This window comes from uncultured Tateyamaria sp. (assembly GCF_947503465.1).
Taxonomy (GTDB): domain Bacteria; phylum Pseudomonadota; class Alphaproteobacteria; order Rhodobacterales; family Rhodobacteraceae; genus Tateyamaria.
This window is the reverse complement of the sequence record NZ_CANNDN010000004.1, coordinates 149,225-173,481: the sequence shown is the minus strand read 5'-3', so window position 1 is coordinate 173,481 and position 24,257 is coordinate 149,225. Positions and strand designations below refer to the sequence as shown.

28 protein-coding genes and 1 other RNA gene are annotated in these 24,257 nt (G+C 63.5%); 17 read left to right on the top strand and 12 right to left on the bottom strand.

The features are described from left to right. Positions 1–121 precede the first annotated feature (121 nt). The 4 genes from Q0844_RS19440 (at position 122) to Q0844_RS19425 (ending at position 4,133) form a co-directional block, all read left to right on the top strand. The gene (locus Q0844_RS19440) at positions 122–1,546 is read left to right on the top strand and encodes a mannose-1-phosphate guanylyltransferase/mannose-6-phosphate isomerase (RefSeq protein ID WP_299048488.1); all 1,425 of its coding nucleotides are present in this window, start codon (positions 122–124) and stop codon (positions 1,544–1,546) included. Between the two features lie 210 nt (positions 1,547–1,756). Then, positions 1,757–1,948 carry a hypothetical protein gene (locus tag Q0844_RS19435; RefSeq protein WP_299048608.1) on the top strand — a complete coding sequence of 64 codons (192 nt, stop codon included), beginning with the start codon at positions 1,757–1,759 and terminating at the stop codon, positions 1,946–1,948. Between the two features lie 167 nt (positions 1,949–2,115). Next, positions 2,116–2,409 carry a hypothetical protein gene (locus Q0844_RS19430; RefSeq protein ID WP_299048486.1) on the top strand — a complete coding sequence of 98 codons (294 nt, stop codon included), beginning with the start codon at positions 2,116–2,118 and terminating at the stop codon, positions 2,407–2,409. Further along, a complete protein-coding gene (locus tag Q0844_RS19425) occupies positions 2,406–4,133 on the top strand; it encodes a methyl-accepting chemotaxis protein (RefSeq protein WP_299048483.1) in 1,728 nt (575 codons plus the stop codon). The genes Q0844_RS19430 and Q0844_RS19425 overlap by 4 nt, the downstream gene beginning before the upstream one ends. A gap of 90 nt (positions 4,134–4,223) precedes the next feature. Here Q0844_RS19425 and rpsU read toward each other — a convergent pair whose 3' ends face one another. Further along, a complete protein-coding gene (rpsU, locus tag Q0844_RS19420; protein WP_005614280.1) occupies positions 4,224–4,430 on the bottom strand; it encodes a 30S ribosomal protein S21 in 207 nt (68 codons plus the stop codon). A gap of 110 nt (positions 4,431–4,540) precedes the next feature. Between rpsU and Q0844_RS19415 the strand changes: the two genes are divergently transcribed. Then, positions 4,541–5,236, top strand: a complete 696-nt coding sequence (locus tag Q0844_RS19415) for a COQ9 family protein (RefSeq protein ID WP_299048480.1) — start codon at positions 4,541–4,543, stop codon at positions 5,234–5,236. Here Q0844_RS19415 and Q0844_RS19410 read toward each other — a convergent pair. After that, positions 5,219–5,566, bottom strand: coding sequence for a hypothetical protein (locus Q0844_RS19410; RefSeq protein ID WP_299048477.1), 348 nt, complete (start codon positions 5,564–5,566; stop codon positions 5,219–5,221). The genes Q0844_RS19415 and Q0844_RS19410 overlap by 18 nt on opposite strands. 57 nt (positions 5,567–5,623) lie before the next feature. On the opposite strand from Q0844_RS19410, the gene Q0844_RS19405 reads away from it, so the two are divergent. The 3 genes from Q0844_RS19405 to Q0844_RS19395 all read left to right on the top strand — a co-directional run bounded on the left by Q0844_RS19405 (position 5,624) and on the right by Q0844_RS19395 (position 8,389). Beyond that, positions 5,624–6,613: an NAD(P)H-quinone oxidoreductase gene (locus Q0844_RS19405; protein ID WP_299048474.1), complete on the top strand. Its 990-nt coding sequence runs from the start codon at positions 5,624–5,626 to the stop codon at positions 6,611–6,613. A 367-nt stretch (positions 6,614–6,980) separates the two neighbouring features. Further along, positions 6,981–7,529 carry a TetR/AcrR family transcriptional regulator gene (locus Q0844_RS19400; protein ID WP_299048472.1) on the top strand — a complete coding sequence of 183 codons (549 nt, stop codon included), beginning with the start codon at positions 6,981–6,983 and terminating at the stop codon, positions 7,527–7,529. Next, positions 7,526–8,389 (top strand): sterol desaturase family protein, encoded by an 864-nt coding sequence (locus Q0844_RS19395; RefSeq protein ID WP_299048470.1) that lies wholly within the window; start codon positions 7,526–7,528, stop codon positions 8,387–8,389. Before Q0844_RS19400 ends, Q0844_RS19395 begins: the two co-directional genes overlap by 4 nt. Here the strand turns inward: Q0844_RS19395 and Q0844_RS19390 are convergent. Continuing rightward, a complete protein-coding gene (locus Q0844_RS19390; protein ID WP_299048467.1) occupies positions 8,369–8,998 on the bottom strand; it encodes a ribonuclease T2 in 630 nt (209 codons plus the stop codon). The two genes, Q0844_RS19395 and Q0844_RS19390, sit on opposite strands and share 21 nt — an antisense overlap. Before the next feature lie 126 nt (positions 8,999–9,124). Here Q0844_RS19390 and Q0844_RS19385 point away from each other — a divergent pair, with 126 nt between their 5' ends. The 4 genes from Q0844_RS19385 to ltaE are packed head-to-tail and all read left to right on the top strand — an operon-like array spanning position 9,125 to position 13,105. After that, entirely contained in the window at positions 9,125–9,877 is a 753-nt protein-coding gene (locus Q0844_RS19385) for a DUF1013 domain-containing protein (RefSeq protein ID WP_299048465.1), read from the top strand. A 42-nt stretch (positions 9,878–9,919) separates the two neighbouring features. Continuing rightward, on the top strand, positions 9,920–10,660 hold the full coding sequence (gene otsB / locus Q0844_RS19380; RefSeq protein WP_299048463.1) for a trehalose-phosphatase: 741 nt from the start codon (positions 9,920–9,922) through the stop codon (positions 10,658–10,660). A 16-nt stretch (positions 10,661–10,676) separates the two neighbouring features. Then, a complete protein-coding gene (locus tag Q0844_RS19375) occupies positions 10,677–12,032 on the top strand; it encodes a trehalose-6-phosphate synthase (RefSeq protein ID WP_299048460.1) in 1,356 nt (451 codons plus the stop codon). Between the two features lie 29 nt (positions 12,033–12,061). Then, positions 12,062–13,105, top strand: a complete 1,044-nt coding sequence (gene ltaE, locus Q0844_RS19370) for a low-specificity L-threonine aldolase (protein ID WP_299048457.1) — start codon at positions 12,062–12,064, stop codon at positions 13,103–13,105. Here the strand turns inward: ltaE and recR are convergent, their stop codons facing one another. Next, positions 13,106–13,699 (bottom strand): recombination mediator RecR, encoded by a 594-nt coding sequence (gene recR / locus Q0844_RS19365; RefSeq protein ID WP_299048454.1) that lies wholly within the window; start codon positions 13,697–13,699, stop codon positions 13,106–13,108. A gap of 113 nt (positions 13,700–13,812) precedes the next feature. Between recR and Q0844_RS19360 the strand changes: the two genes are divergently transcribed. Further along, the gene (locus Q0844_RS19360; RefSeq protein ID WP_299048449.1) at positions 13,813–14,412 is read left to right on the top strand and encodes a hypothetical protein; all 600 of its coding nucleotides are present in this window, start codon (positions 13,813–13,815) and stop codon (positions 14,410–14,412) included. Here the strand turns inward: Q0844_RS19360 and Q0844_RS19355 are convergent. Genes Q0844_RS19355 through Q0844_RS19335 form a run of 5 tightly spaced genes read right to left on the bottom strand, consistent with a single transcriptional unit; the run spans position 14,409 to position 17,975 of the window. Further along, positions 14,409–14,753, bottom strand: coding sequence for a YbaB/EbfC family nucleoid-associated protein (locus Q0844_RS19355; protein WP_299048446.1), 345 nt, complete (start codon positions 14,751–14,753; stop codon positions 14,409–14,411). The two genes, Q0844_RS19360 and Q0844_RS19355, sit on opposite strands and share 4 nt — an antisense overlap. Then, complete coding sequence (locus Q0844_RS19350) at positions 14,754–15,191, bottom strand: hypothetical protein (RefSeq protein ID WP_299048443.1); 438 nt, start codon at positions 15,189–15,191, stop codon at positions 14,754–14,756. It abuts the gene before it with no gap. Then, positions 15,191–16,975 (bottom strand): DNA polymerase III subunit gamma/tau, encoded by a 1,785-nt coding sequence (locus tag Q0844_RS19345; protein WP_299048441.1) that lies wholly within the window; start codon positions 16,973–16,975, stop codon positions 15,191–15,193. The genes Q0844_RS19350 and Q0844_RS19345 overlap by 1 nt, the downstream gene beginning before the upstream one ends. Positions 16,976–17,016: 41 nt before the next feature. Then, positions 17,017–17,379 (bottom strand): DUF202 domain-containing protein, encoded by a 363-nt coding sequence (locus Q0844_RS19340; RefSeq protein ID WP_299048438.1) that lies wholly within the window; start codon positions 17,377–17,379, stop codon positions 17,017–17,019. A gap of 47 nt (positions 17,380–17,426) precedes the next feature. After that, a complete protein-coding gene (locus Q0844_RS19335) occupies positions 17,427–17,975 on the bottom strand; it encodes a TetR/AcrR family transcriptional regulator (protein WP_299048435.1) in 549 nt (182 codons plus the stop codon). An 84-nt stretch (positions 17,976–18,059) separates the two neighbouring features. On the opposite strand from Q0844_RS19335, the gene Q0844_RS19330 reads away from it, so the two are divergent. Then, positions 18,060–18,923, top strand: a complete 864-nt coding sequence (locus Q0844_RS19330; RefSeq protein WP_299048434.1) for an alpha/beta fold hydrolase — start codon at positions 18,060–18,062, stop codon at positions 18,921–18,923. A 108-nt stretch (positions 18,924–19,031) separates the two neighbouring features. Here Q0844_RS19330 and ffs read toward each other — a convergent pair. Then, an RNA gene (gene ffs / locus Q0844_RS19325) (signal recognition particle sRNA small type) lies at positions 19,032–19,129 on the bottom strand. A 41-nt stretch (positions 19,130–19,170) separates the two neighbouring features. Continuing rightward, positions 19,171–20,979 (bottom strand): 5'-nucleotidase C-terminal domain-containing protein, encoded by a 1,809-nt coding sequence (locus tag Q0844_RS19320; RefSeq protein ID WP_299048433.1) that lies wholly within the window; start codon positions 20,977–20,979, stop codon positions 19,171–19,173. 138 nt (positions 20,980–21,117) lie between these two features. On the opposite strand from Q0844_RS19320, the gene nudC reads away from it, so the two are divergent. Continuing rightward, positions 21,118–22,089 (top strand): NAD(+) diphosphatase, encoded by a 972-nt coding sequence (gene nudC / locus Q0844_RS19315; protein WP_299048430.1) that lies wholly within the window; start codon positions 21,118–21,120, stop codon positions 22,087–22,089. Between the two features lie 38 nt (positions 22,090–22,127). Next, complete coding sequence (locus Q0844_RS19310; RefSeq protein ID WP_299048429.1) at positions 22,128–22,595, top strand: SRPBCC family protein; 468 nt, start codon at positions 22,128–22,130, stop codon at positions 22,593–22,595. A gap of 4 nt (positions 22,596–22,599) precedes the next feature. Here Q0844_RS19310 and Q0844_RS19305 read toward each other — a convergent pair whose 3' ends face one another. Then, entirely contained in the window at positions 22,600–23,430 is an 831-nt protein-coding gene (locus Q0844_RS19305; RefSeq protein ID WP_299048427.1) for a prephenate dehydratase, read from the bottom strand. A gap of 137 nt (positions 23,431–23,567) precedes the next feature. On the opposite strand from Q0844_RS19305, the gene Q0844_RS19300 reads away from it, so the two are divergent. Next, complete coding sequence (locus Q0844_RS19300; protein WP_299048425.1) at positions 23,568–24,074, top strand: c-type cytochrome; 507 nt, start codon at positions 23,568–23,570, stop codon at positions 24,072–24,074. The last annotated feature ends 183 nt before the right edge of the window (positions 24,075–24,257 follow it).

Genomic DNA, 24,257 nt, shown 5'->3' with positions numbered 1-24,257 from the left:
CCGTCTTGTCCAGCTCTGGAATTCCGGAGTCGACCCGGCGAAAGCTTGCGTGTATGCCACCCGCAATGTGTTGCGGCGCAGCAATTTAGGTTCCTGATTGAATTCAAGCGGAGTGTAGAACATGTCCATAACGCCAGTGTTGCTATGCGGCGGATCGGGCACACGCCTATGGCCGTTGTCGCGCAAAAGCTATCCCAAGCAATTCGCATCGATCCTTGGGTCGGAAACGCTGTTCCAGGCCTCTGCCCGCCGGTTTGCCGAATTCGACCAACCGGTCATCATTACCGCGTCGGATTTTCGCTTTATCGTGGTCGAACAACTGGCCGCCGTCGGTATTGATCCTGCCGCTGTCTTGATCGAACCTGAGGGCCGCAATACGGCTCCGGCTGTTCTGGCCGCCGCCCTTCATTTGCATGCTGCCGACCCGAACGCGATGATGTTGGTGTGCCCTTCGGACCACTTGATCCCGTCAGACGCAGATTTCTGTGCCACCGTTCAGGCCGGTGTGCCTGCGGCAGAGGCAGGGCAACTGGTGACCTTCGGTATCCATCCGACATATCCCGAAACCGGTTACGGCTATCTGGAACTTAAATCCGCGCCAAGCGGCGCCGCTGCCCCGCTGTCACGTTTCGTGGAAAAGCCCGACGCCGAAACCGCGGCGACGCTAGTTGCATCAGGGCGTCACATGTGGAACGCGGGCATCTTCCTGTTCCGGGCATGCGACATCATAGAAGCTTTCAAAACCCATGCTGCATCGTTGGTTGGTCCGGTCGAGGCCGCAGTCGAGACCGCGCAGCCAGACCTGGGATTCCTGCGGTTGGGGGTCGAGCCGTGGCAAAAGGTCGAAGACATCTCGATCGACTATGCGGTCATGGAGCGCGCCGGCAATCTGTCCGTCGTTCCATACACCGGCGACTGGAGCGATCTGGGCGGTTGGGATGCTGTGTTGCGGGCCAGTGCCCGTGATGATGCCGGCACAGCGACGTCGGGCAATGTTACCGCCATCGATTGCGCGGATTCGCTTCTCAGGTCCGAACATGATGGCCTTGAGCTGGTTGGGATCGGCCTTGAAAACGTGATTGCCGTGGCCATGCCCGACGCCGTATTGGTGGCGGATGCAAGCCGGGCGCAGGATGTCAAAAATGCGGTGTCGGCGCTGAAGGCGCGCGGTTCGGGCCAGGCCGAACACTTTCCAAAGGATCACCGCCCGTGGGGCTGGTTCGAAAGCCTTGTCATTGGCGACAGGTTCCAGGTGAAGCGGATCGTGGTGCACCCGGGTGCATCATTGTCGCTGCAATCGCATCACCACCGTGCCGAACACTGGATCGTGGTTGAAGGCACGGCCAAAGTGACCGTGGATGACACGGTAACATTGGTGACGGAAAACGAATCCGTCTACATCCCGCTGGGTGCCAAACATCGCATGGAAAACCCGGGCCGGGTGCCGATGGTCCTGATCGAAGTGCAGACAGGAACCTACCTGGGCGAGGACGATATCGTGCGATACGAAGACGTCTACGCAAGAGGACAGGGGGCCAAGGGCTGATCGCGCCTGTGCCATTTAATGTGACGATCGGCTCGGGTCAGATCTCATACCCAATAGGACAGGTGCGGTCAGGGCGATTGCTGAGGGGAACGCCCTTGGTCTGCTGACGCAGCGCTTAGCAACCCAGTGCCAGTCCTTGAGCCTGCCAAACATGGTGTCGATGCAGTTGCGCCGCTTGTACCTGACCAACGGCGCGCTCGCGCGAACCGCATGGGCCGTGGATATGCGCGTCTGAATACGAAAACGTATGGTGGCCTGGTGTGCGTGGGCAATTTCCTGCGAACGCTGACCAACCGTCAGGGCCTGCAGACCGGCAGTCTCGGCGATATCGCCCATGATCAGGGCTGGATCAGCGACGATCAGCTGCAGGACCGCGCCCGCATGTTCGCCAAGATCGGGTAAGCGCCTATCTCAAGGGGCTTTTGATTGGCCACGCTGCCGTCCGTTTGCCGGAACTGGCACTGCACCGCTTGTCCCGATGTTGAACGGGCACACGCCAATTACCCTGTTCTTAGCCCTATCTTTAGAAGTCTTGGACTAGACCCCGGTCAGGTAGCCGGATGAGTGCGATGCGCGTTTTTGTAATGGTGATGCTTCTGACGTGCGGACCGGCCCTTGCGGGGTTGGCGCTGCAACCTGACACCGGGTCGCCATTGCGGCTCGTCATTCTACCGCCCTGGTCTGACGGACCTGCCTTGGTCACGGCCGCGGGCGGCGCGGTCGTGGGTCCGGAAACGGCACCGATTGCCGTGTTGGCACAGGTGGACGACCTTCAGGCCTTTGACACGGCCATCCGCGCGCTTGGGGCGCTTTGGGTCATGGATGGCGCATCGATTGCCGCATTCTGTGGATACGCGACATGAGCATGAACATCGATCACAGCCTACAGGCCTCGCGCACGCTTGCCGCCTATTGGATATTGATGGGATGCGTGGCGCTGGGCTGCCTGATCGGCATCGCGGGATTCTTGCTTCCGGCGGCATCGCCTGTGCCGGCCATCATCTGTCTGGGGTCGACAGCGTTTGCGTATTGGTCTTTCCGGCAACGGCACAGACACTACTGCATCATCGTGGGACAGGCGGCGATTGCGCAGGCAATCGGCCTTGTCGCGGCGCTCAGCGGGACGGGGTGGCAGATTGACGGTCACATGCTGTTTTTCGCCGTGCTTGCAACACTGGTCGGGCTTGTTCATAGGCCGACGATCATCCTGGCCGCAGTGACAACCGTGCTGCACCACGTGTCGGTAGGCATCCTCTTGCCGCGCCTTGTGTTTCCAAGCGTTGATGTGATCGAAAACATCGAACGCGCCCTGTTTCACGGCGCCATTGTCGGCATTCAGTTTTTTGTTCTGGTGCTGATCGTGGGCAAGCGTCTGCACATGATGGACGCGGTGCGGATCGCGCTGTCAGACGCACAAACCGCATATGCCAAGGCGTCCAGCGCCAGCGCACAGGCCGACGCAGCGCGCGCAGACGCAGAGAAAGAGGCGCAGAACGCGCAGACCGCACAATCCGAAGCCGAAGCCCTGTTGCAAGCGCTCACATGTGAACAGGCTGCGCGGGAAAAAAGCCGTGCCGCCGCACAAGAGGCCGAGGCGAAAACCCTGGCCGCGCAAAAGGCGCAATACGACGCGCAAACCACGGTTGTCTCATGCCTGAGGGAAGGGTTGGGATGCATCGCCGCCGGCGACCTGAGCCACCGGATACATACCGAATTCCCGGACGCCTATGAACCGCTCAGGTTGGATTTCAACCGCGCCGTCGCGGCCTTGTCGCATGTGTTGGAAGATGTGCATGACAGCACCGGTAAGCTGATGGAATTGGTCGCCAGCGTCCAGAACGCCGCGATTGACCTGTCCCGCCGAACCGAGGCGCAGGTGCAATCGCTTGAAATCACGAGCCACGCGGTCGACTCACTGAACGGGGCCGTGCGCGCCTCGACCGAGAATGCGCAATCCACGGCGGCGACAGCGGACAAGGTGCGCGCGGATGCCATGACTGGCGGCGATATGGTCAACCAGGTTGTGGCTGCAATGAACGGGATTGAAACCTCGTCGCACGAGATTGCCAAGATCAACGCGTTGATGGACGGGATCGCGTTTCAGACAAACCTGCTGGCATTGAACGCCGGTGTCGAAGCCGCGCGCGCGGGCGAGGCCGGGCGCGGTTTTTCCGTGGTCGCGTCCGAAGTGCGGGCGCTGTCGCAACGCGCCACCGACGCGGCCCGGGGAATCGGGGCGTTGACCGAAAAAAGCACCGGGCAGGTCAAATCGGGTGTGGCGCTCGCCCGGCAAGCCGGCGACGCGCTGGGCGATATCGTCGAGGCGGTGTCGGCCATGACGGGGTCGGTCCAGCGGATCGCCGAAGCGACCGCGTCACAATCCGACCAGTTGGGCGAAGTAAACGTGTCCGTGGCGGAGATGGACAAGGTTGCACAGGGCAACGCCGCAATGTTCCAGGATACGAACGCGGCATGCGCCGCCCTGAACCGCGGGATGCAGGATATGATGGACAGCCTGGCGCGCTTTAGGCTGGCGCGGCGCGCGTCTGGCCCGGCGGCGGAAATGGGCGACAGCACCGCTGCCTAAGTTCCCACGCGCGCAAAAAGCAAAGCGGCAAACAAAAACCCTGCAGCCGGGCGGCTACAGGGTTCTTGAATTCACTTCGACGCTCTTGGCTTAAAGCAGCCCTTCGCGTTGCGCTTTTTTGCGAGCCAGCTTACGGGCCCGGCGGATCGCTTCAGCTTTCTCGCGCGCTTTTTTCTCGGACGGCTTCTCGAAATGTTGCTTGAGCTTCATTTCACGGAAAACGCCTTCGCGCTGCAGCTTCTTTTTCAGGGCACGAAGCGCCTGATCGACATTGTTGTCGCGAACACTAACCTGCATGTGGTTGTCACCACCTTTCTAGATTCGAGTTGCAAGGATTTGCAGGAAGTGGCCGTATAGCAAGGCCGCCCTACTTTGTCCAGCATCCGCAGCCGCCCAAAGGACCGCTCATGACCACATCCTATGAAACGACCAAAGCCGCCCTTTTGGATGCCGCGTTGATGCACGTGCCCTTCGATGGGTGGTCCGAGGTGACGTTCACCGCCGCGGCCCGGGATGCCGGGATCGATATGACCATGGCACGGGCCATCTGCCCGCGCGGCGCGGTCGACCTTGCGCTGGCCTATCACGCGCGCGGGGACGCGGCGATGGTTGCGCGGATGCAATCGGATGACCTGCCCGATCGTTTCCGCGACAAGATTGCGGCCGGTGTCAGGTTCAGGATCGAAGCAGTCACAGATAAAGAGGCCGTGCGCCGGGGAACCACGCTGTTTGCGCTGCCAATGCACGCGGCGGACGGTGCCAGGGCCATCTGGGGTACGGCTGACAAAATCTGGATGACGCTCGGTGACACGTCGGACGACGTGAACTGGTACACCAAACGCGCAACTCTGTCCGGCGTCTATTCGGCCACCGTCCTCTATTGGCTGGGCGATGACAGCACGGACAATCAGGCCACATGGGCCTTTCTGGACCGGCGTATCGATGACGTGATGCAGATCGAAAAGGTCAAGGCGCAGGTGCGCGACAACAAGGCGCTCAGCACCCTTCTCGCAGGCCCGAACTGGGTGCTGAGCCAGATCAAGGCACCGTCGCGTGGCGCCGCCTCCGACCTGCCCGGTTCATGGTCATCCCCCCGCACCTGACCACGCCAAGATGGCGGACAACTGGAATACCACAACGCACAGATTCGTGGCGACGACCGGGCTGTGCAGGCCCACCATGACCACGGTGGCCAGCTTGTACATGATCTGCACGGCGAACAGGGCAAACGTCATCGGCACGGCCCACGCCGCGCCTAGCACGTGCAGCAGGATCAGCACGGCGCTCGCCACCGCGATGCTGCAATACAGGCACAGCAGGATGCGGCGCGCATCGGTGTCGGGCCCAAATGCAAGGTCCATCCGCCCCCGGACAAGGCCCGCGATCACGGGCACCAGGATGACCAGGTTCACAACAAGCGCGGCGATCAGCATATGGGTTCCTTTCCCGGTTGCTTCCAAGGTACGATGTGCAAAACGAAAGGGATCAGAATGGTGCAGGACATGCGCGCGGTCGAAATCAATGCCCCCGGCGGGCCCGAGGTGCTGCACCTCGTCACCCGTCCGCGACCCACGGCGGGTCACGGCCAGGTGGTGATCGAAGTGGCGTGGACAGGCGTCAACCGGCCCGACGCCTTGCAGCGGGCGGGTCTCTATAATCCTCCGCCGGGCGCCAGCGATCTGCCTGGGCTTGAAGCATCCGGCACCATTGTCGAGGTCGGCCCCGGCGTCAGCGACTGGTCGGTTGGCGACACGGTGTGCGCCCTGCTGCCCGGCGGCGGGTACGCCGAATACGTGGCGACGCCGGCAGCGCATTGCCTGCCCGTGCCGGATGGGATGACCCTGAAGCAGGCGGCCTGTCTGCCCGAAACCTATTTCACCGTCTGGTCCAACGTCTTTACCCGGGGCCAACTGACAGGGGGCGAACGGTTTCTGGTCCACGGTGGTTCGTCAGGGATCGGGACAACCGCGATCCAACTGGCACATCACTTTGGCGCGCGCGTCTTCGCAACCGCAGGGTCCGAAGAGAAGTGTCAGGCCTGTCGTGACCTGGGCGCCGAAGTGGCGATCAACTACCGCGAAGATGATTTCACGGACTGCCTAAAGTCCGAAGGCGGCGCGCACCTCATCCTGTGCATGGTCGGTGGCCCTTATATCGCGCGCAACCTGTCCGCGCTTGCCGACGATGGTCGCCTGGTCCAGATCGCCTTTTTGCAAGGGCCCAAGGCCGACGTGAACTTTGTTCAGCTGATGACCCGGCGGCTGACCATGACCGGAAGCACCCTGCGTCCCCAAAGCGATCTGGCCAAGGCGTGGATCGCGCGGGATCTGCGTGAAGCCGTTTGGCCCTTGTTGTCTGCGGGCCGAATTGGCCCGGTCATGGATTCCGAATTTGACCTGGGCGATGCGGCAGCTGCCCATGCCCGCATGGAAAGTTCAGGCCATATCGGCAAGATTGTCCTGGAAGTCGCAGGCGGATGACCTTGATCCAAATGAGGGCTGCGCCCACGCGATTTTTTAAAGGGAGGGGGCCAGCCCCCTCGCGCATACGCGCTCACCCCCGTCGTATTTTTGGTCGAAAGAAACGCCTTGTTAAGGTTAATGCCTTTCCTTGAGAGGGCGGTACAGGCTGTCGAGCCGATGGCCGCGTCGGGAGAAGCGCATGCTTCCCTTTTCGCCCGCGGTGCTCACATTGGATGAGTGGCGCGGGCGTTTTCGTTTCTTCCGACCAAAAATACGACCGCCGGAGGCTCCGACATCTGCCATGACCGATGCGATGTGACCAGGCACGCAACGGCTGTCACGGGTGCATCTTGAACTTGGCAACGAATCGAGACATATGTGTCTCATGCGAGACAAAGATGTATCATCATCCAATGTAATCCTGAACGCTGCTTTCGACGTGTTCAGTCAAAATCCCGGTGCATCCCTGGCAGATGTTGCCAAGGCCGCCGGGGTCGGTCGGGCGACGCTGCATCGCCACTTTTCCGGCCGCGACGATCTGATGGTCGCACTGACACTGGCCGCAGCCAGGGAACTGGACGATGCGGTCAACCACGCGGTTGCGGACTGCGCCACCTATACCCAAGGGCTGGAGATGGCCTTGCACGCCATCCTGCCACTGGCCGCGCGGCACATGTTTCTGGCAACCGAGCCCGCAGCACATGACCCGCGTGTGGCCGCAGTTTACGCTGCGCAAACCCATGACCTGGCGCATGATATCGATATGGCCAAGGCCGAAGGCACCTTTGACCCTCATGTCCCGACGGAGTGGATCGTGCAGGCTTATGAAAACCTGATCTACGCCGGTTGGACGATGGTCACCTCCGGCGATGCCACCCCCAAACAGGCTGCTGCCTTCGCCTGGCGGACACTGACACAAGGGACCAGACCATGACACCCACCGCACTTGACGCTCTGGGCACACAGATAGACGAAGTGTTCTTCCTCATTGGCGTCGCCATCCTGTTGATCGAAACGGCCGAGGTGCTGTTCAAGGGGGAACACAAGGGCCGGACCCTGGCCGAAATGGCGGTCAGTGCCTCGACACAGATCCCCTATCTGGTGTTCGAGGTGCTAATCCTGACCGGTGGCTATGCGATCTTCTACATCCTGGCCGAGGTGGCGCAGCCCTGGCAAATTCCGCTGACCTGGCGGGGCATCGCGCTAGCGGTTGTTGCTGCGGATCTCACGTATTACTGGGAACACCGCATCGCCCACGAGGTGCGCCTGCTGTGGACCCAGCACGCCGTGCACCATTCGTCCCGCGACTACAACATCATCACGGGTATCCGATTTGGCCCGCTGGAAGGGGTCTGGAGCCTGATTGCGCATATCCCGCTGGTATGTCTTGGTTTTTCACCCGAGATGATCTTTTTCGGCATCATCACCGTGCTGGCCTACCAGACCTGGATCCACACCGAGGTGATTGGCAGGTTGGGTTGGTTCGACAGGGTGATGAACAGCCCTGCCAATCACCGGGTGCATCACGGCTGTGATGACAAGTATATCGACCGCAACTATGGCGGCATCACCGTGATCTGGGATCAGCTGTTCGGCACCTACCAGGCCGAGGAGGAGACGCCACGCTATGGCCTCAAGCGCGACTTCGACAGCCGCAATCCGGTTGTGGTCTGGTTCTCGGAACTGCCGGGCCTGTGGCGCGACATGCGGCACGCCAGCACATGGGACGAGGCGTGGCGCTACATGATGCGCCCGCCGGGGTGGCGGCCGCCCTCAGCGGATGGGCGTGAATAGCGCATCCCGCGCCCGGCAATCGCGCACAACATCCTGGCCGCACGGAACAGGCGTCAGGTCGTCGCGCGACAGGCAAATGCGGGCTTCCTGAATGTGTCCCTGGCGGCAGGTGATCGTCACGCCGTCGGGCTCCATGTCCGGGTTGGACTGCAGGAATGCCTCTTCCACCACGGACGCGGGCAGTTTCACCGTCTTGTCCAGTTTGCGGAAGACGGGCGGGCGCACGACGCTGTCATAGGCCTGTCGCGACAGCGCGTAATAGGCAGGCGCCGACAGGCCGGAACACACGCCATGCTTTTTCCACTGGTGCCAGGCCAGCCCCGAGGTCCCCATGATATCCGCCATATCCCGGGTCATGGCGCGACTGGGCGGCCGTTCTGCGGTCTTGCAGTATTCGGGCCATCCGCGGTGATATTGCGGCCACAGCCCATGCAGGATCCAGCCATGGTCATGGCGTGCATCGCACTGGTCCGACCCGCGCGCATCGCCTTCATAGGCGCACCAATTGGGTGACCAGCTGAGCGCCAACACGTAATAGTCGAACGCGCCCGACCGGTCCTGCGCCCACGCAGCGCTCGCCATCACCAACCACATCAAAACACTGCGCATAAGGCTTTCCTTTTTCGTCGCAGCCGACTATATCGCGTCCAAGTTCCCCGACAATGGAAACCCGCCTTGGCCCCCAAGGCAGCCTCTTTCAGGCGACGGGACAGTTATGCATAGGAGCATGTGAAAATGGCAAAACCGATCATGGCCAAGGCCACCGCCGTCTGGCTGGTGGACAACACGACGATCAGCTTCAAACAGATCGCGGACTTTGTTGGCATGCACGAACTGGAAGTGCAGGGCATTGCAGATGGCGACGTGGCCGCCGGGGTCAAAGGCTTTGATCCCATAGCAAACAACCAGCTGACGCAGGACGAAATCGATGCCGCCGAAGCCAACCCGATGCACAAACTGCAACTCAAGTTCAACGCCGCCGCCGTGGGCGAGGAAAAGCGCCGCGGCCCGCGATATACCCCGCTGTCCAAGCGCCAGGACCGGCCTGCCGCCATCTACTGGCTGGTGAAATTCCACCCCGAACTGACCGACGGCCAGATCTCGAAACTGGTGGGCACGACCAAGCCGACGATCCAGTCGATTCGCGACCGCACCCACTGGAACATCTCGAACATCCAGCCGGTCGACCCGGTGGCGCTTGGCCTGACCAAACAGTCCGAACTGGACGCCGCAGTGCAAAAGGCCGCGTCGAAAAAGGCGGCCGAAGGCTCTGTCATGTCCGATGACGAACGGCGCAAGCTGGTGAGCACGGAACAATCGCTGGGCATGGAGGCCGAGCCCAAGATCCCGACTGCGATCGAAGGGCTTGAAACCTTCTCGCTGGCCGATGACGGGGACGACGACAAGGAAGACGAAAGCACGCTGGTTGATGCCGACAGCTTCTTCAACCTGCCCAAGGGTGGCAGCGACGACGACGAACAGCCCTGACGAAAAGCGGAACCAAAGCGGCGGGCCGGACGTACCTCTATCATGGACGCTCACACGCCCGATACATCGTTTCTGCCGCCCTGTGATGGGGCGGCAGTTTTTCTTGATTTCGACGGCACCCTGGTTGATCTCGCGCCGACCCCCGATGCGATCCACATTCCCGATGATCTGCCGCAGATCCTGCACGCCGTTGCAGACAGGGCAGGCGGTGCGCTGGCGCTTGTCTCGGGTCGCGCCGTGCGTGACCTCGCGCGGTGGTTGCCGGACTATGCCGGTCTGATCGTTGGTGGGCACGGTGCCGAATGGCGGCGCGACGGCACGTTTGCGTCGCGTGTCGACCTGCCGCCCGATGCGCTGCACATGCTGCGGAATGCGGCGCGCGCATTCGCCGACACACAGCCGGCACTGCTGCTCGAAGAGAAACCCACCGGCCTCGTGCTGCACTACCGTGCGCAGCCCGACCTTGAAAACACCGTTCACGACTTTACGGGCCGCCTCGCTCTTTCGCACCCGGCGTTCGAAGCCCATCCCGCCAAGATGGCGGTCGAGATGCGACCGCGCGGTGTCGGCAAGGATCTGGCGCTGGCCGATGTGATGGACATGCCGGGCTTTCAGGGGCGCGCGCCCGTCATGATGGGCGATGACACCACCGACGAACCCGCCATGGCCTGGGCACAGGCACATGGCGGCATCGCCATCAAGGTGGGGCCTGGTGACAGCGCGGCGCATCATCGCCTGCCCGACCCGGGCGCCGTGCGCGCGCTGCTTGGTCATTGGCAATGATGAAACAGGGGGTCCCATGTCCGGTCGTCTGATCGTCGTCTCGAACCGCATCCCGACCGAGGCACAGCCCTCCGGCGGCCTCGTCGTTGCGTTGCACGACTGCCTGACCACCGAAGGCGGTGTTTGGATCGGCACCAGCGGCACGCCCGTGGAAAAGCCCGAACCCAAGTTGCGCGAAATCGCCCGCGGCGACTATACGCGCATGGTTTTCGACATCTCCCCGTCCGAGCAAGAAGGGTACTATCTCGGCTATGCCAATTCGGTCCTCTGGCCGCTCTTTCACCGGCGCGCCGATCTTGTGCATCTGCGACCCGACTATGCCGACAACTATCTCGCGGTAAACGCGCGGCTTGCTGACATGCTGGCGGAGTTCGCCGGTCCCGATGACCTTCTGTGGATACATGACTACCACTTTCTTCCACTTGCCAAGTTGCTGCGTGACCGCGGCGTGTCGTGCCGCATCGGGTTCTTTCTGCACATTCCCTTCCCCGTCGTGGCCGACATATTGGCCCTGCCGCAGGCCAATGACCTCAAGGATTGGGTCGCCGCCTATGACGTCTTCGGCGTGCAGACCAAAGGCGACGTTGGCCGCGTCATGGCGCACTACCGCGACGACCCCCACGCGATTTTCGACACGCAAGGGCACATGGTCGCGCTGAACAACGGTGCCGCGCCCCGGCATTTCCCCATCGGCATCGACGCGCGCGAATTCGCGTCACTCGCCCAGACACACGAGGCGGACATTTCCCTGGCCCTGACACTTGGCCAAAAGCTGGTGCTGGGCGTTGACCGGCTCGATTATTCGAAGGGGCTCGTGCACCGCTTCGAAGGGTTCGCCGCGTATCTTGACGCCCGCAAGCCCGACACACCCAAGGCCACGCTGCTGCAGATCGCGCCCCCCTCGCGCGAGGATGTGGATGCCTACCGTGACATCCGTACCGAACTTGAGCAAACCGCTGGCACCATAAACGGCGCACATTCGGAACTGGACTGGACCCCCATCCGCTACATCCGGCGCGCCGTTGACCGCGACATGCTTGCCGGTGTCTACCGTCGGGCCGATGTCGCCATGGTCACACCGCTGGCGGACGGCATGAACCTGGTGGCCAAGGAATTCGTCGCCGCCCAGAACCCGGAAAATCCCGGCGTTCTGATCCTGTCGCATTTCGCGGGGGCCGCCGAACAATTGACCGACGCCCTGATGGTAAACCCCTACGACACCGCGGAAGTGGGGGCAGCGGTGGAACAGGCCCTGACCATGCCGCGAAGCGAACGGCAGGACCGGCACGCCGCCCTGTTCGACAACGTCATGCGCGAAGACATCTCGTGGTGGACACAAAGCTACCTTTCGGCCCTGCGCGGGACGTCATAGGATAGGGGCATTCTGACCGGAGGCCCCCCATGAACCAATACGCATCCCTGCCCGACGGGCCCACCGCACCCATCCTCTGCGACCTGCGCAGCGACACCGTCACGCGCCCCGATGCTGCCATGCGTGCTGCCATGGCCAAGGCCGAGGTGGGCGACGACGTTTTCGGCGACGATCCCACCGTCAACCGGCTCGAAACGACGCTGGCCGAACGGCTGGGCAAGGCGGCGGGCCTGTTCCTGACCTCGGGCACGCAAAGCAATTTTGTCGGCCTTCTGTCCCATTGCGCCCGGGGCGAAGAGGTCATCACCGGTCGCCCCTACCACATCTACAAATACGAGGCGAAAGGCGCCTCGGTCCTTGGCGGGATCGGTCTGGAACCGCTGGACGTTGCTGCTGACGGTGCGCTTGATCCTGCGCACATCACCGCGGCGGTCAAGGACGACGATCCGCACATGCCCATCACGCGGCTGCTCAGCCTCGAAAACACCCATAACGGCATCGCCATTCCCCTGACCCGTCTCGGGGACGCAGTGCAGGCGGGCCGCGACGCGGGTCTGGCCGTGCATCTGGACGGCGCACGCTATTTCAACGCCGTTGCGGCCCTCAATTGCGCCGAGGCGGCCTTGGCCGATCTGTTCGATACCGTGTCGATCTGCCTGTCCAAGGGGCTGGGGGCACCCGTGGGGTCGGTTCTGGTTGGACCGCAGGACGTGATTGACCGGGCCCGCCGCTGGCGCAAGATGCTGGGCGGGGGCACGCGGCAGGCGGGCATTCTGGCGGCGGCGGCGCTACATGCGCTGGACCACAACGTGTCCCGGCTGGCCGAAGATCACGCGCGCGCCGCGACGCTGGCCGATGCGCTGCGCCCCTACGGCGACGTGCAGCAGGCAACGAACATGATCTTCTTCACCCCGCCGGGCGGGGTCACCGATGCCTTCCCGCAGCACATGGCGCGCCATGGCGTGCACCTGACGGGCGCGACCGGAACAACGCGGCTTGTGGTGCACAAGGACGTGACGGATGATGGGCTGAACGCTGCAGTCACCGGACTCCGCAGCTTCTTTGGCGGGTGATTACAGGGCCTTGCGCGCGCGCAAGGCGGCGCTGATGGTCCCGTCGTCAAGATAGTCCAGCTCGCCCCCGATCGGCACACCCTGCGCCAGCGACGTCAGCGTGACCTGACCCTCCAGCTGATCCGCGATGTAATGGGCGGTGGTCTGACCGTCGATGGTGGCGTTCAGGGCCAGGATCACCTCGGTGATCCCTTCGGTCTGCACCCGGTCGATCAGGCGCGGAATGCGCAATTCATCCGGGCCAATCGCATCCAGCGCCGAAAGGGTGCCGCCCAGCACGTGATAGCGGCCCTTGAACACGGCCGTCCGCTCCATCGCCCACAGATCGGCCACGTCCTCGACCACACACAATTCGCCCGTGGCGCGTTTTTCCGACGTGCAGATATCGCAGATGTCGCTGGTGCCGACATTGCCGCAATTCAGGCATTCGCGCGCCGTGGCGGCCACCGTCTGCATCATGCCGGCCAGCGGGGTCAGCAACAGCGCCCGCTTGCGGATCAGGTGCAACACCGCCCGGCGCGCGGACCGTGGCCCAAGCCCCGGCAACTTGGCCATCAATTCGATCAGGTTGTCTATGTCACGGGTGCTGCTCATCAGGCATGACCCTATTGCGGTTTGAGCAGAACAAAAAGGGTCTAATGCGGTTCACCACTTCTCAATCCCCGGCCCCTAGAACGGGCGTTGATGACAACAGACACGGGTGTCGAATGCGCATGTTCCTTGCAGTGCTGGCTGGTCTGATGCTGGCGCCAGCCGTCGCAATCGCCTGTGCCTATCCGGGCGGGTTGCGGGCCACGAATTCGGCGCTTTTGGCGATACTGGACGCAGGCGGGACCGTGTCGGTGCACCACCGCCAGACCCTGCGCAGGCATCTGGATCAGATCAACCCGGCGGCAGTGATGCAATCGCTTGATCAGGACGTGTCGCGCCGCGATGCGCGTGCCGCAGGTGCAGTGCTGGCCACGGCCCAGGCGTTGGCGGACGGGCGCGGGTTGCAGGTGGACGGCGCGCTGCGCGATGATCTGCGGCGCGTGTCGGATGCGGTCGATGCCGCCTGTTCCGGGGGCACGGACGTTGCCGTCGGACCTGAACAGGCAGACGGGGCCGAACACGGCACCGACCGCAGCGAAGGGCAGGGCGGGCGCGGGCTCACCTTTCGGGAAGGGGTCGCGCGGCTCAGCCTGACATTCACCCTCTATCTGGCTTTTCTGGCATTCTTGCTGGGGCTGCGACGGCAATGGCGCGAACGCTCTCGCGCCGCGCCGGCCACCGGCACCATACCACAGCTGGAACGCAAGCGAACCTAGAAGGGCAGCTTCATGCCCGGCGGCAGGCCCAGACCTTCGGTCAGCTTGCCCATTTCTTCCTGCGCGCGTTCCTGCGCTTTGGCCTGTGCATCCTTGATGGCGGCCAGGATCAGGTCCTCGACCACCTCCTTGTCGTCGCCGTTGAAGATCGACGGGTCGATGTCCAACGCGGTCAATTCACCCTTGGCCGTGGCCGTCGCCTTGACCAGTCCGGCACCGCTTTCGCCCGTAACCAGGACCGAGTGCAGCTGGTCCTGCATCTCTGCCATCTTGGTCTGCATTTCCTGCGCTTTCTTCATCATCCCGGCCATGTCGCCGAGCCCGCCAAGTCCCTTGAGCATTCAACTCTCCGATCCGTCTGCGCCGCTGGTGCGCGGCTTGGTCCACAAAACAATCCCCACACATATTGCAGCGACTGCGACGATGAACAAGGTGGGTGGACCGACACAGCCTTCGGCAACGGCAAGCGCATGCACACTGGTCGGATCGATAGACGCGCCCAACGCCACGAGGCTTACTAAGCCGGTCCACCCAAGAATGGTTGCCAGCCCAACCCACTGCCACCGCCGCGCAATGGCAACAGCGGACAGGGCAACAAGGATCAGACCCAGCGGTGTCGCAAAGAAATGCAGCGCTTCGGTCAGCGCCGTGGCCTGCGTGCCGGGCTGCCACAGGGGCCGTACCTTGTCGCAGACTTCGGCCAGCGCGGGGGTCGAAAATAAAGTTGCTGTGATTCCAATGCCATAACCCTGTCCCCGCGGGGACAAACCACTGCGCATCAGTCCTCTTCGAACGGGTCCCACTCGTCATCCACTTCTGGCAACGCTTCGATATGGGCCTCTTGCGCGATCTCCTCCGGAGTGCGGATCGCGGTGATGCTGGCCTTTGGGAACTGCGCCAGAACGGCCTGCACCAACGGGTGTTCCTCGGCCTTGGCCTTCAGTTCCAGGTCGGCGGCGTCGCGCACCTCCGCAATGGTCTTGGCCCCGCCGTCGCTGACAACGGACACGCCCCAGCGGTTGCCGGTCCAGACCTGCAGGCGCGCGCCCAGCCGCTGGGCCAGATCGCGGGGGGCGTTTTCGGTGGGCTCAAATTCAATCCGACCGGGTTGATAGGCGGCCAGGCGCAGGGTCGTTTCCACCTCGACCAGCAGCTTCACGTCCCGGTTTGCGCGGATCAGTTCGATCACGTGATCGAAAGTCGGGTAGCGCGCCAGCGCCACGTCAGTGTCTTGGGCCAGTGCCGTCGTCTGTCCTGCCGCGTTGGGCTGCGCCGCCATGCGCGCCTGTGCCTGATGGACCGCCTGCGCGCCGGTCGATCCGGCAGGCGGCGCTGTCCCCGCGGGGACAGCAGGCGGCGGCGTTGCACTTTGCAGCTTTTTCACAAGGTCTTCTGGGCTGGGCAGGTCGGCCACGTGGGTCAGACGGATCACTGCCATCTCGGCCGCCATCATCGCGTTTGGCGCGCCCGCCACCTCGTCCAGCGCCTTAAGAAGCATCTGCCACAGGCGGGTCAGCACGCGCATCGGCAACGCCTCGGCCATGTGCAGGCCACGACTGCGTTCGTCGGGCGAAATGGTGGGATCATCCGCCGCCTCGGGTGTGATCTTGACCACCGAGGTCCAATGCGTGATCTCGGCCAGATCGCGCAGCACGGCCATCGGGTCCGCCCCGTCGGCATATTGCGCGCCCAGTTCAGTCAGCGCACCGGCGGCATCGCCCTTCAGGATCATGTCGAACAGGTCCAGCACGCGGCCCCTGTCCGCAAGACCCAGCATCGCGCGCACCTGATCGGCGGTTGTCTCACCGGCGCCATGGGAAATCGCCTGATCCAGAAGCGAGGTCGCATCCCGCGCGGACCCTTCGGCGGCGCGGGTGATCAGGGCCAGGGCGTCATCCGCAATCTCGGCCCCTTCGGCCGCCGCGATCTTGCGCAGCAGGGCAATCATCACCTCGGGTTCGATGCGGCGCAGATCAAAGCGCTGGCAGCGCGACAGAACGGTGACAGGGACCTTGCGGATCTCGGTCGTGGCAAAGATGAATTTCACATGGGCGGGGGGTTCTTCCAGCGTCTTCAGCAGCGCGTTGAACGCGCTGTTGGACAGCATGTGCACCTCGTCGATGATGTAGATCTTGTACCGGGCCGAGGCCGCGCGGTAGTGCACGCTGTCGATGATCTCGCGGATATCGTTGACCGACGTGTTCGAGGCCGCGTCCATCTCGAGAACGTCAACGTGCCGTCCTTCCATGATCGCCGTGCAATGTTCACATACGCCGCAGGGTTCTGTCGTCGGGCCGCCCTGGCCATCCGGACCGATGCAGTTCATCCCCTTGGCAATGATCCGGGCCGTGGTGGTTTTGCCGGTCCCACGAATGCCTGTCATGACAAAGGCTTGGGCGATCCTGTCCGCCTGGAACGCATTTTTCAGCGTCCGCACCATCGCGTCCTGACCCACGAGGTCGGCAAAGGTTTCGGGCCGGTATTTCCGGGCCAGTACCTGGTACTTCTGGGTCTCGTCTGACATGGGCCTCGATGTGCTTGCGGGCGGAATCGCCGTAACCACTGGACACTACGGGGCAGGGCGGGCGGCGTCCACCGCTGCCGTCAGATCAGCCACAGGATCATGCCGGTTGCCAGCGTGCCCAGCGTCATTGCAACGGCGATCAATGTGAAGGCGCGATGCCCCTGCACCTGCGCGTCCTTTTGTGACAGCCGGGCATAAGAGGCACAGGCCTGTTGCCGCGCCGACCAGAAGATATAGAGAGCCGCCAGCAGGAACACCGACGCGACAGCCTTTGCAAGCCATGTCGGGTCGGTGGCCCCGAACACCGCCTTGAGACCAATGGCGACGGCCACGGACGCCATGCCGGTGCGCATCCATCCCGCAAACGTCCGTTCATTGGCCAGGCTGGTACGATCCTCGGCCCAATCGGTACGATCTTCGGCAAGTTGGTTGTTGTCTGACATACCACACCACATGGTTCGCCCGTCGCCACAGGCAAGCGCAGGCGTATCTACAGACGATCCGTCATCTGGCGGATGACGTCCGAACTGCGCCGCGCGCGGGCAAGTGTCCAGCCGCCCTGTATCAGCATGAACAGATGTTCCGACTTGGCCTGCGCCTCCTCCGGGGGCAGGCCCAGGCGCGCGGCATGATCGTGCACCTCGGCGATCCAGCCTTCGTAGATGTGGGTCGCATGGGCGCGAAAGGCGTCGTTGTCCGGCCCCTCGAACAGCGTGGCCGCGATCGGGCAGGTGTCCCAGCCGGTGATGTCAAAGAGTTTCGCCAGCTTGTAGCACAGCGTCGTGGCGCCGTCCTTGAACGTGTCGGCCCCGTCGAAACTGGCCGCGATCAGGCGCAGCATCTCGTCCGAGGCCCAGGTGGCCGCCGCCATGGCAAGGTCCGACTTTCCGTTCGGAAAGTGGTGATAAAGCGACCCCTTGGGTGCCTTGGCGTCGGCCAACAGGTCCGCAAGCCCGACCCCGTGATAACCGCGCGTGCGGAACAATGTGGCGGCGGACAGGATCAACCGGTCTTTGGTGGGCAGGGCACGATCGTTCATTCTTTGACCTTGACAGGATTAGACCGATTGGTCCAGCGTGGTAAATAGACCAAGTGGTCTAGTGCGGATCAAGGGAGATACCCGATGCTTGACGCAACCTCGGTGCAGCGCGCGGTGACGGAACGGTCGCTGGCCTTCAAGACCGAAGATGGCGCGGAACTGGTCGGGCGCATGTACCGGCCGGACCAGCGCCCCTTTGCCGCGGTGGTTCTGAACAGCGCCACGGGTGTGCCACAGACGTTTTACACCCATTTTGCCCGCTGGCTGGCCGCGGAACGCGGGCTGGCGGTGCTGACGTATGATTATCGTGGATCCGGGCGGTCCTATGCCGGGCCCTTGCGCAAGGTGCGTGCCGATATGAGCGATTGGGGCATCCGCGATCAGGTGGCGGCCCGCCGTGCCATGCGCCGCGAGGTGCCGGACACACCCTTGTGGATCGTGGGTCATTCCCTGGGCGCGATGCTGCTGCCGAATCAGCCAGAGATGGAGGATGTCGTGCGTGTCATCGGGGTGGCATCGGGCATGGTGCATCACCACGACCACCCCTGGCCCTACCGGGCGGTTGCCTTGAACTTCTGGTTCACATTCGGGCCGCTTGCGACGCTTGTGTGCGGTTACCTGCCGGGCAAGGCCCTGCGGGTCGGAGAGGACCTGCCCGCAGGCGTGTTCTGGCAATGGCGCAAGTGGTGCACATCGCGCGACTTTTACGATGCCGATATCGGGGATCGCTTGCCGGCGCCCGATTGGAACAGTGATGCGGTGGTGCGTCTGCATGCCTTTGCGGATGACGATCTGATACCGCCGCCACAGGTGGGGCGGTTGGCGCAGGTGTTCGGAACGGATGCGGTGGTGATTGACCCCGGGGACCACGGGTTGGCCAAGATTGGCCACTTGGGCGCGTTTTCGCGCAGGAACAAGGCAATCTGGCCGATATTGCTGGAAGGGTAGGGTTCAGCCGCCGCGTTCGAATGGTCGGTCAGGTGGCCAAGCTTGCCCTCTCGCGCATCCTTGATGCGCTGCCGGGCTTACGCGCGCCGCACGTGGCGCGGTACGCTTAGGTGAGAGATTGACAACGACCCAAGCGGGGCTCGTTACGGCTGCTTCCTTCCGGATCTGACCGGGTTGGCGAGGCGCCTGCCCGCGCCAACCTCTCGATCAAGTACATAGTTGGCGATGGGCGCCTGTGCAAGTGGTGTCACACGGTGACCGCAACCTTGAGAAAACCGGTCTGATCCACGCCCAGCGCCTGCGGCTCGAACCCGGCAATGTCGCCAAGAAATGCCTCGGCCGCCGGGGCGGTGTGGATGATCCGGCGATGACGGCCCGCATGGGCAAAGCGCCACGGCACCGCGTTTGATGCGCTTGGGGTCCGCGCGGCCTCGCGTCGCACGGCGTCGCGCAATTCGACACCTGTACGCAGCGTTGGCGTTTCGGACCCAAGGCCCGGAAAGTTGCCGCCACCCGCGCAGCGAAAGCTGGTCATGGCCAGCACGAAACGATCCTCGGCCCGGATGTCGCGCCCGTCATGGGTCAAGCGCCGGACGCGGCTGGTATCGCGGCGCACCCGGTGCCCGTTCACGTCAAAAGGGGACAGGGCGAACGCGTCGATCTCGGCCTCGACCCCGTGCACGGCGTCGAAGTTGAAGGACGGGATGTCCGAGCGGACAAGGGGGCTGTCCGCGCGGGTGTCGCCATTGAAATACACCAGGCTGCGGTCGATCCAGTCCCAGATCTCGGCCCCGGTCAGGACGGCGGCCCAGACCGTGTTGGGATACGGGCACAGCATCGCCACATGCCGTTCGCGCAGGGTGCCCGGCGCGATGTCGACGTAGTTGTGCACCCCGGTCCGGCCGCCCATGGCCGGCGGCGCGACGCTGGCCAAAAGCGGCAGGCGCGCCAGTTCCGTGCCCGCGACGACCCTGGCGATGGTGCTGGACAGGGCCCGTGCCACCAGCGCCTCGGCGCGCGACGGGCGCAGCATGGAAAACCAGGTGCGCAGGTGGTCCCGCACCGTCGCGATGGGCGTATCGAGATGCGCACGCGTCGCGGTCATCGCGGCATCGGTCATGCGCAGAACGGCCGGATCCGGCAGCACATGTTCCCGCGCCGCCGCGCAGCGGACCCGGGCCGGGCCGACGGTCCAGCCCTCCGGGCCATGGCTGAGGTCCAGGTCAATCAGCCCGATCTCTTGCCCGGCATGGCGTGGCATTACGGACGGCACGCCGTGCACGGTGCCTGCCTGTACGTCGACCCCGTCAAAGCCGGCGTGATCGGCCCCGGGAAAGCGCAGGTGCGTATGGCCAAGGATCATGGCGTCGATCCCGTCCACACCCTGCGCGATGGCGGCGCCAAAGTTTTCGCCCGTGGGGTCCAGCCCGTCGGACAGGCCGCTGTGGCACAGCACGATCACCACATCCGCACCCGCCTTGCGCAGGTCGGCCACGGCGGCGCGCGCCCCCTGAACCCCGCCGTGAAAGGCGACGGCGCCGTTCAGGCACCGTTCGGTCCAGACCGCTGTCTGGGGCGGCAGGACCGATGTCAGCCCGATGCGCAGCGATCGCGACTGTGCGTCGGAACAGGGCACGGTCCGGTCGATGATCGCGGTCGGGGCGGCACGGGGCACCGAACCGGGGGCCACATTCGCGCACAGGACGGGGCAGTTGATCCGTGCCATCACGCGGTCCAGCACGGACAGGCCAAAGTCGAAATCGTGGTTGCCAAGGCCAACCGCGTCATAGCCAAGGTCGTTCAAAATCTCGGGCCACGGGTTTGTGTCGGGCGCCGTCATGCAGACATCGCCCAGGGGCGTGCCCTGCAACGCATCGCCGTTGTCGATCAGCAGAAAGGCCCCCCGCGCGCTGGCGCGGGCGGCGCGGATCAGCGTCGCCAGCCGGTCCATACCGCGCGCAGGGTCGGGCACGTCGCGCAGCATGTCCCAGCCCGTCAGGTGCATGTGCACATCCGTGGTGGCCGCGATGCAAAGATGCGCTGTGGGACAAGACATGGCCCATCTTGCATCCCAAGGTTGAGCGAAACGCAAGTAAAAACGTCATGCGTGTAGGTCCGCCATACGCCATCCCATTGCGTCACTGCGTCCCCCATGCCAAGCACGGCAAACGGAAAAAATGACGCGGGGGCAGGGATGAAACACGCGGAAACGGTGACATTCGGGGGATCGGCCCTGGACCGCGCGGCGGAACTGCGCGGCGACAAAGCGGCCATCGCGGCGGCCAGGGCCGACCCGATGGCCCGTGCCATCCTGCTGTGGCGCGGCAAACCCCTGATCCACCGGACGCGTCCGGCTGCGCTGATGCGCCTGCCGTTGGACCACCCCGCCTGTGCTGATGCCACGGCAGAAACGGCCATCTTCCTGGGGCGCGAAGACGGCGCCCCCCGCTTTGCGCTGGACCTGTCGGCATGGGAACCGGCCGATCTGGACCCATCGCAACTGGGCGGATTTCTGGACCCGACCGAACAGCGCCACCCCGCCTGCGCCGAGGACGAGGTTTTCGCCGAACTGCGGCGCGTGATGACCTGGCTGTCGCCCCGTGATGCGGAATTGGCAGCGACGGCCAAGGCGGTGTTCGCCTGGCATGACACCCATGGCTTTTGTGCCCGCTGCGGCGCGGCGTCGGACATGGTGCTGGCCGGATGGCAACGCACGTGCCCGGCCTGTGGCGCGCACCACTTTCCCCGCACCGACCCGGTGGTGATCATGCTGATCACCCATGGCAATTCGGTGCTGATGGGGCGGTCTCCCGGTTGGCCCGAGGGCATGTATTCCCTGCTGGCCGGATTTGTTGAGCCCGGTGAAACACTCGAAGCGGCGGTGCGGCGCGAGGTGTTTGAAGAAGCAGGCGTGCGCGTCGGTCCGGTCGATTACCTGTCCAGCCAGCCCTGGCCGTTCCCGGCGTCCCTCATGTTTGGCTGCCGCGGGACCGCGCTGGGCCGCGAGATCACGATCGACCCGGCCGAGATCGAGGATGCCGTCTGGATCACACGGGAAGAGATGCTGGCGATCTTCGCGGGCGAGCACGAGGCGATCCTGCCCGCACGGAAAGGGGCAATTGCACACTTTTTAATTGAGAACTGGCTTGCGGATACCCTCGATTGAGGGAACACTGCGCCCTGAAAAAACAGCAGGCATCTGGCATGAAATTCTCGGCCCGAGAGGACGTCGCGGCACCGATCGACAAGGTTTTCGAAGCCCTCAATGACTTTGAGGGGTTTGAACGGCAGGCAATGCGGCGCGGTGCCGACGTGCAGCGCGTGGACCCGTTGACCCAGGCCGGGGTGGGCATGCGCTGGAAAGTGTATTTCAAGATGCGGGGCCGCCGCCGTGAACTGGACCTTGAACTGACCCGCTATGACGCGCCCAACGAGATGGTGTTCGACGTTGCCTCGACCGGTATCACGGGGACATTTGGCATTGAATTGCTGGCCCTGTCGCGCAGCCGCACGCGCATGTCGCTGGCGCTGGACATCTTGCCGCTGACCTTGTCGGCACGCCTGTTCGTGCAATCGCTCAGACTGGCGAAATCGTCGCTGAACAAGCGGTTCAAGCTGCGTGTGGCGGAATATGCCAAAGGGCTCGAAGAGCGGCTGCAGCGCAGCGCCTGACCGATCAGTCGCGCTTGGCCGCAGCCGGGTAGACGCCCAGGATATCCAGCCGGTTGGTGAAGTAATCCAGTTCTTCCAGTGCACGGGCCAGCGCCGGGTCATCGGGATGCCCTTCGACATCGGCATAGAACTGGGTCGCCGTGAACGCCCCGCCCACCATATAGCTTTCCAGCTTGGTCATGTTCACACCGTTGGTCGCGAAACCGCCCATGGCCTTGTACAGGGCGGCCGGAATGTTGCGCACCTCGAACACGAAGGTGGTGATCATCGTGTCGGCCCGCCGCGCGCGGTCCTGGTCCGGCGACATGAGCAGAAAACGGGTCGTGTTGTGGCCCTGATCCTCGATATCGCGGGCCAGAACGGTCAGACCGTAAATGTCACCCGCCACTGCCGAGGCCAGCGCGCCCACGCCCATCTCTTGGGCGGCGGAAATGGCCGCGGCGGCCCCTGCGCTGTCGGGGGCCGCTTCGGCGGCGATGCCGTTGGCGTCCAGATAGGCGCGCGCCTGCGGGATCAGTACGGGATGGGCCCGCACCAATCTGATATCGGACAGGTCCTGTCCGGGCATGGCCATCAGCGCGATACGCACCCGCACAAATGCCTCGTCCACGATATGCAGACCGCTTTGGGGCAGCAGCCGGTGGATGTCGGCCACCCGGCCATATGTCGTGTTCTCAACCGGCAGCATCGCCATGTCCGCATCACCGCCGCGCACCGCGGCAATGACATCTTCGAAGGCGTGGCACGGGACAGGTGTTGCTTCGGGACGGGCCTTCAGAACCGCTTCGTGGCCGTACGCGCCCAAATCACCCTGGAACGCAATCCGTGTTGGCATAGTTCGTCCTCTGCTCCCGGCCCGCGCCCGGAAGGTCAGGCAGGGCGATTGGTCGCGGTATCTATACCTTGCCAGTACCAAGGGGAAGCCGTAGATACCCGCCGGAACGACAACAAAAGCCACGGAATCGCAAGCCAATGCTCGACACCATGACCTTTACCAAGATTGCGGCCAGCCTGTGTGGCGCGCTGCTGGTGCTTTTGCTGGGCCAGTGGGCCGCGGAAGAACTGTATCACGTCAGCGGCGGCAAAGAGCAGGCCTATGTCGTTGATACCGGTGCCGATGACGAGGAAGCCGAGGAAACGGTTGAAGTGGCCTTTGCCGATGTGTTTGCGGCAGCAGATGCAAGCGCAGGCCAGCGCGTGTTCCGCCAGTGCAGCGCCTGTCACAAGCTGGAAGACGGCGAGAACGCTGTTGGCCCGCACCTTTATGCCGTGGTCGGGCGCGATGTCGGGTCCACGGACTACGGGTCGTATTCCGGTGCACTGAACGAGGTGGCCGACGTCTGGTCGCCTGAAAACCTGAACGCGTTCCTTGAAAATCCGCGCGGTTGGGCCCCGGGCACATCCATGGGCTATAACGGGCTGCGCGATGTCGAGGATCGGGCCAACCTGATTGCCTATCTGGACAGCATCGGCAACTGATCCTTTCAAAATCCTGCATGATGAAAGCCGCGCGCGCCTTGCCCGCGGCTTTTTTCGTGCCAAATGTTACAACAGCCTCACATGCAAGGGATCGTGACAGGGGATTCTGCGATTGCATATTGGCGTGCTGCGCATTTAGCTTATTTCCAATGACAAGACGGCCCTGAATGCCACCCACCGGAG

Excerpts from the sequence above, each read along its gene's own strand:
- Q0844_RS19440 (WP_299048488.1), top strand. The coding sequence starts at position 122 with ATGTCCATAACGCCAGTGTTGCTATGCGGCGGATCGGGCACACGCCTA.
- Q0844_RS19435 (WP_299048608.1), top strand. The coding sequence starts at position 1,757 with ATGGGCCGTGGATATGCGCGTCTGAATACGAAAACGTATGGTGGCCTG.
- Q0844_RS19430 (WP_299048486.1), top strand. The coding sequence starts at position 2,116 with ATGCGCGTTTTTGTAATGGTGATGCTTCTGACGTGCGGACCGGCCCTT.
- Q0844_RS19425 (WP_299048483.1), top strand. The coding sequence starts at position 2,406 with ATGAGCATGAACATCGATCACAGCCTACAGGCCTCGCGCACGCTTGCC.
- rpsU (WP_005614280.1), bottom strand. The coding sequence starts at position 4,430 with ATGCAGGTTAGTGTTCGCGACAACAATGTCGATCAGGCGCTTCGTGCC.
- Q0844_RS19415 (WP_299048480.1), top strand. The coding sequence starts at position 4,541 with ATGACCACATCCTATGAAACGACCAAAGCCGCCCTTTTGGATGCCGCG.
- Q0844_RS19410 (WP_299048477.1), bottom strand. The coding sequence starts at position 5,566 with ATGCTGATCGCCGCGCTTGTTGTGAACCTGGTCATCCTGGTGCCCGTG.
- Q0844_RS19405 (WP_299048474.1), top strand. The coding sequence starts at position 5,624 with ATGGTGCAGGACATGCGCGCGGTCGAAATCAATGCCCCCGGCGGGCCC.
- Q0844_RS19400 (WP_299048472.1), top strand. The coding sequence starts at position 6,981 with ATGCGAGACAAAGATGTATCATCATCCAATGTAATCCTGAACGCTGCT.
- Q0844_RS19395 (WP_299048470.1), top strand. The coding sequence starts at position 7,526 with ATGACACCCACCGCACTTGACGCTCTGGGCACACAGATAGACGAAGTG.
- Q0844_RS19390 (WP_299048467.1), bottom strand. The coding sequence starts at position 8,998 with ATGCGCAGTGTTTTGATGTGGTTGGTGATGGCGAGCGCTGCGTGGGCG.
- Q0844_RS19385 (WP_299048465.1), top strand. The coding sequence starts at position 9,125 with ATGGCAAAACCGATCATGGCCAAGGCCACCGCCGTCTGGCTGGTGGAC.
- otsB (WP_299048463.1), top strand. The coding sequence starts at position 9,920 with ATGGACGCTCACACGCCCGATACATCGTTTCTGCCGCCCTGTGATGGG.
- Q0844_RS19375 (WP_299048460.1), top strand. The coding sequence starts at position 10,677 with ATGTCCGGTCGTCTGATCGTCGTCTCGAACCGCATCCCGACCGAGGCA.
- ltaE (WP_299048457.1), top strand. The coding sequence starts at position 12,062 with ATGAACCAATACGCATCCCTGCCCGACGGGCCCACCGCACCCATCCTC.
- recR (WP_299048454.1), bottom strand. The coding sequence starts at position 13,699 with ATGAGCAGCACCCGTGACATAGACAACCTGATCGAATTGATGGCCAAG.
- Q0844_RS19360 (WP_299048449.1), top strand. The coding sequence starts at position 13,813 with ATGCGCATGTTCCTTGCAGTGCTGGCTGGTCTGATGCTGGCGCCAGCC.
- Q0844_RS19355 (WP_299048446.1), bottom strand. The coding sequence starts at position 14,753 with ATGCTCAAGGGACTTGGCGGGCTCGGCGACATGGCCGGGATGATGAAG.
- Q0844_RS19350 (WP_299048443.1), bottom strand. The coding sequence starts at position 15,191 with ATGCGCAGTGGTTTGTCCCCGCGGGGACAGGGTTATGGCATTGGAATC.
- Q0844_RS19340 (WP_299048438.1), bottom strand. The coding sequence starts at position 17,379 with ATGTCAGACAACAACCAACTTGCCGAAGATCGTACCGATTGGGCCGAG.
- Q0844_RS19335 (WP_299048435.1), bottom strand. The coding sequence starts at position 17,975 with ATGAACGATCGTGCCCTGCCCACCAAAGACCGGTTGATCCTGTCCGCC.
- Q0844_RS19330 (WP_299048434.1), top strand. The coding sequence starts at position 18,060 with ATGCTTGACGCAACCTCGGTGCAGCGCGCGGTGACGGAACGGTCGCTG.
- Q0844_RS19320 (WP_299048433.1), bottom strand. The coding sequence starts at position 20,979 with ATGTCTTGTCCCACAGCGCATCTTTGCATCGCGGCCACCACGGATGTG.
- nudC (WP_299048430.1), top strand. The coding sequence starts at position 21,118 with ATGAAACACGCGGAAACGGTGACATTCGGGGGATCGGCCCTGGACCGC.
- Q0844_RS19310 (WP_299048429.1), top strand. The coding sequence starts at position 22,128 with ATGAAATTCTCGGCCCGAGAGGACGTCGCGGCACCGATCGACAAGGTT.
- Q0844_RS19305 (WP_299048427.1), bottom strand. The coding sequence starts at position 23,430 with ATGCCAACACGGATTGCGTTCCAGGGTGATTTGGGCGCGTACGGCCAC.
- Q0844_RS19300 (WP_299048425.1), top strand. The coding sequence starts at position 23,568 with ATGCTCGACACCATGACCTTTACCAAGATTGCGGCCAGCCTGTGTGGC.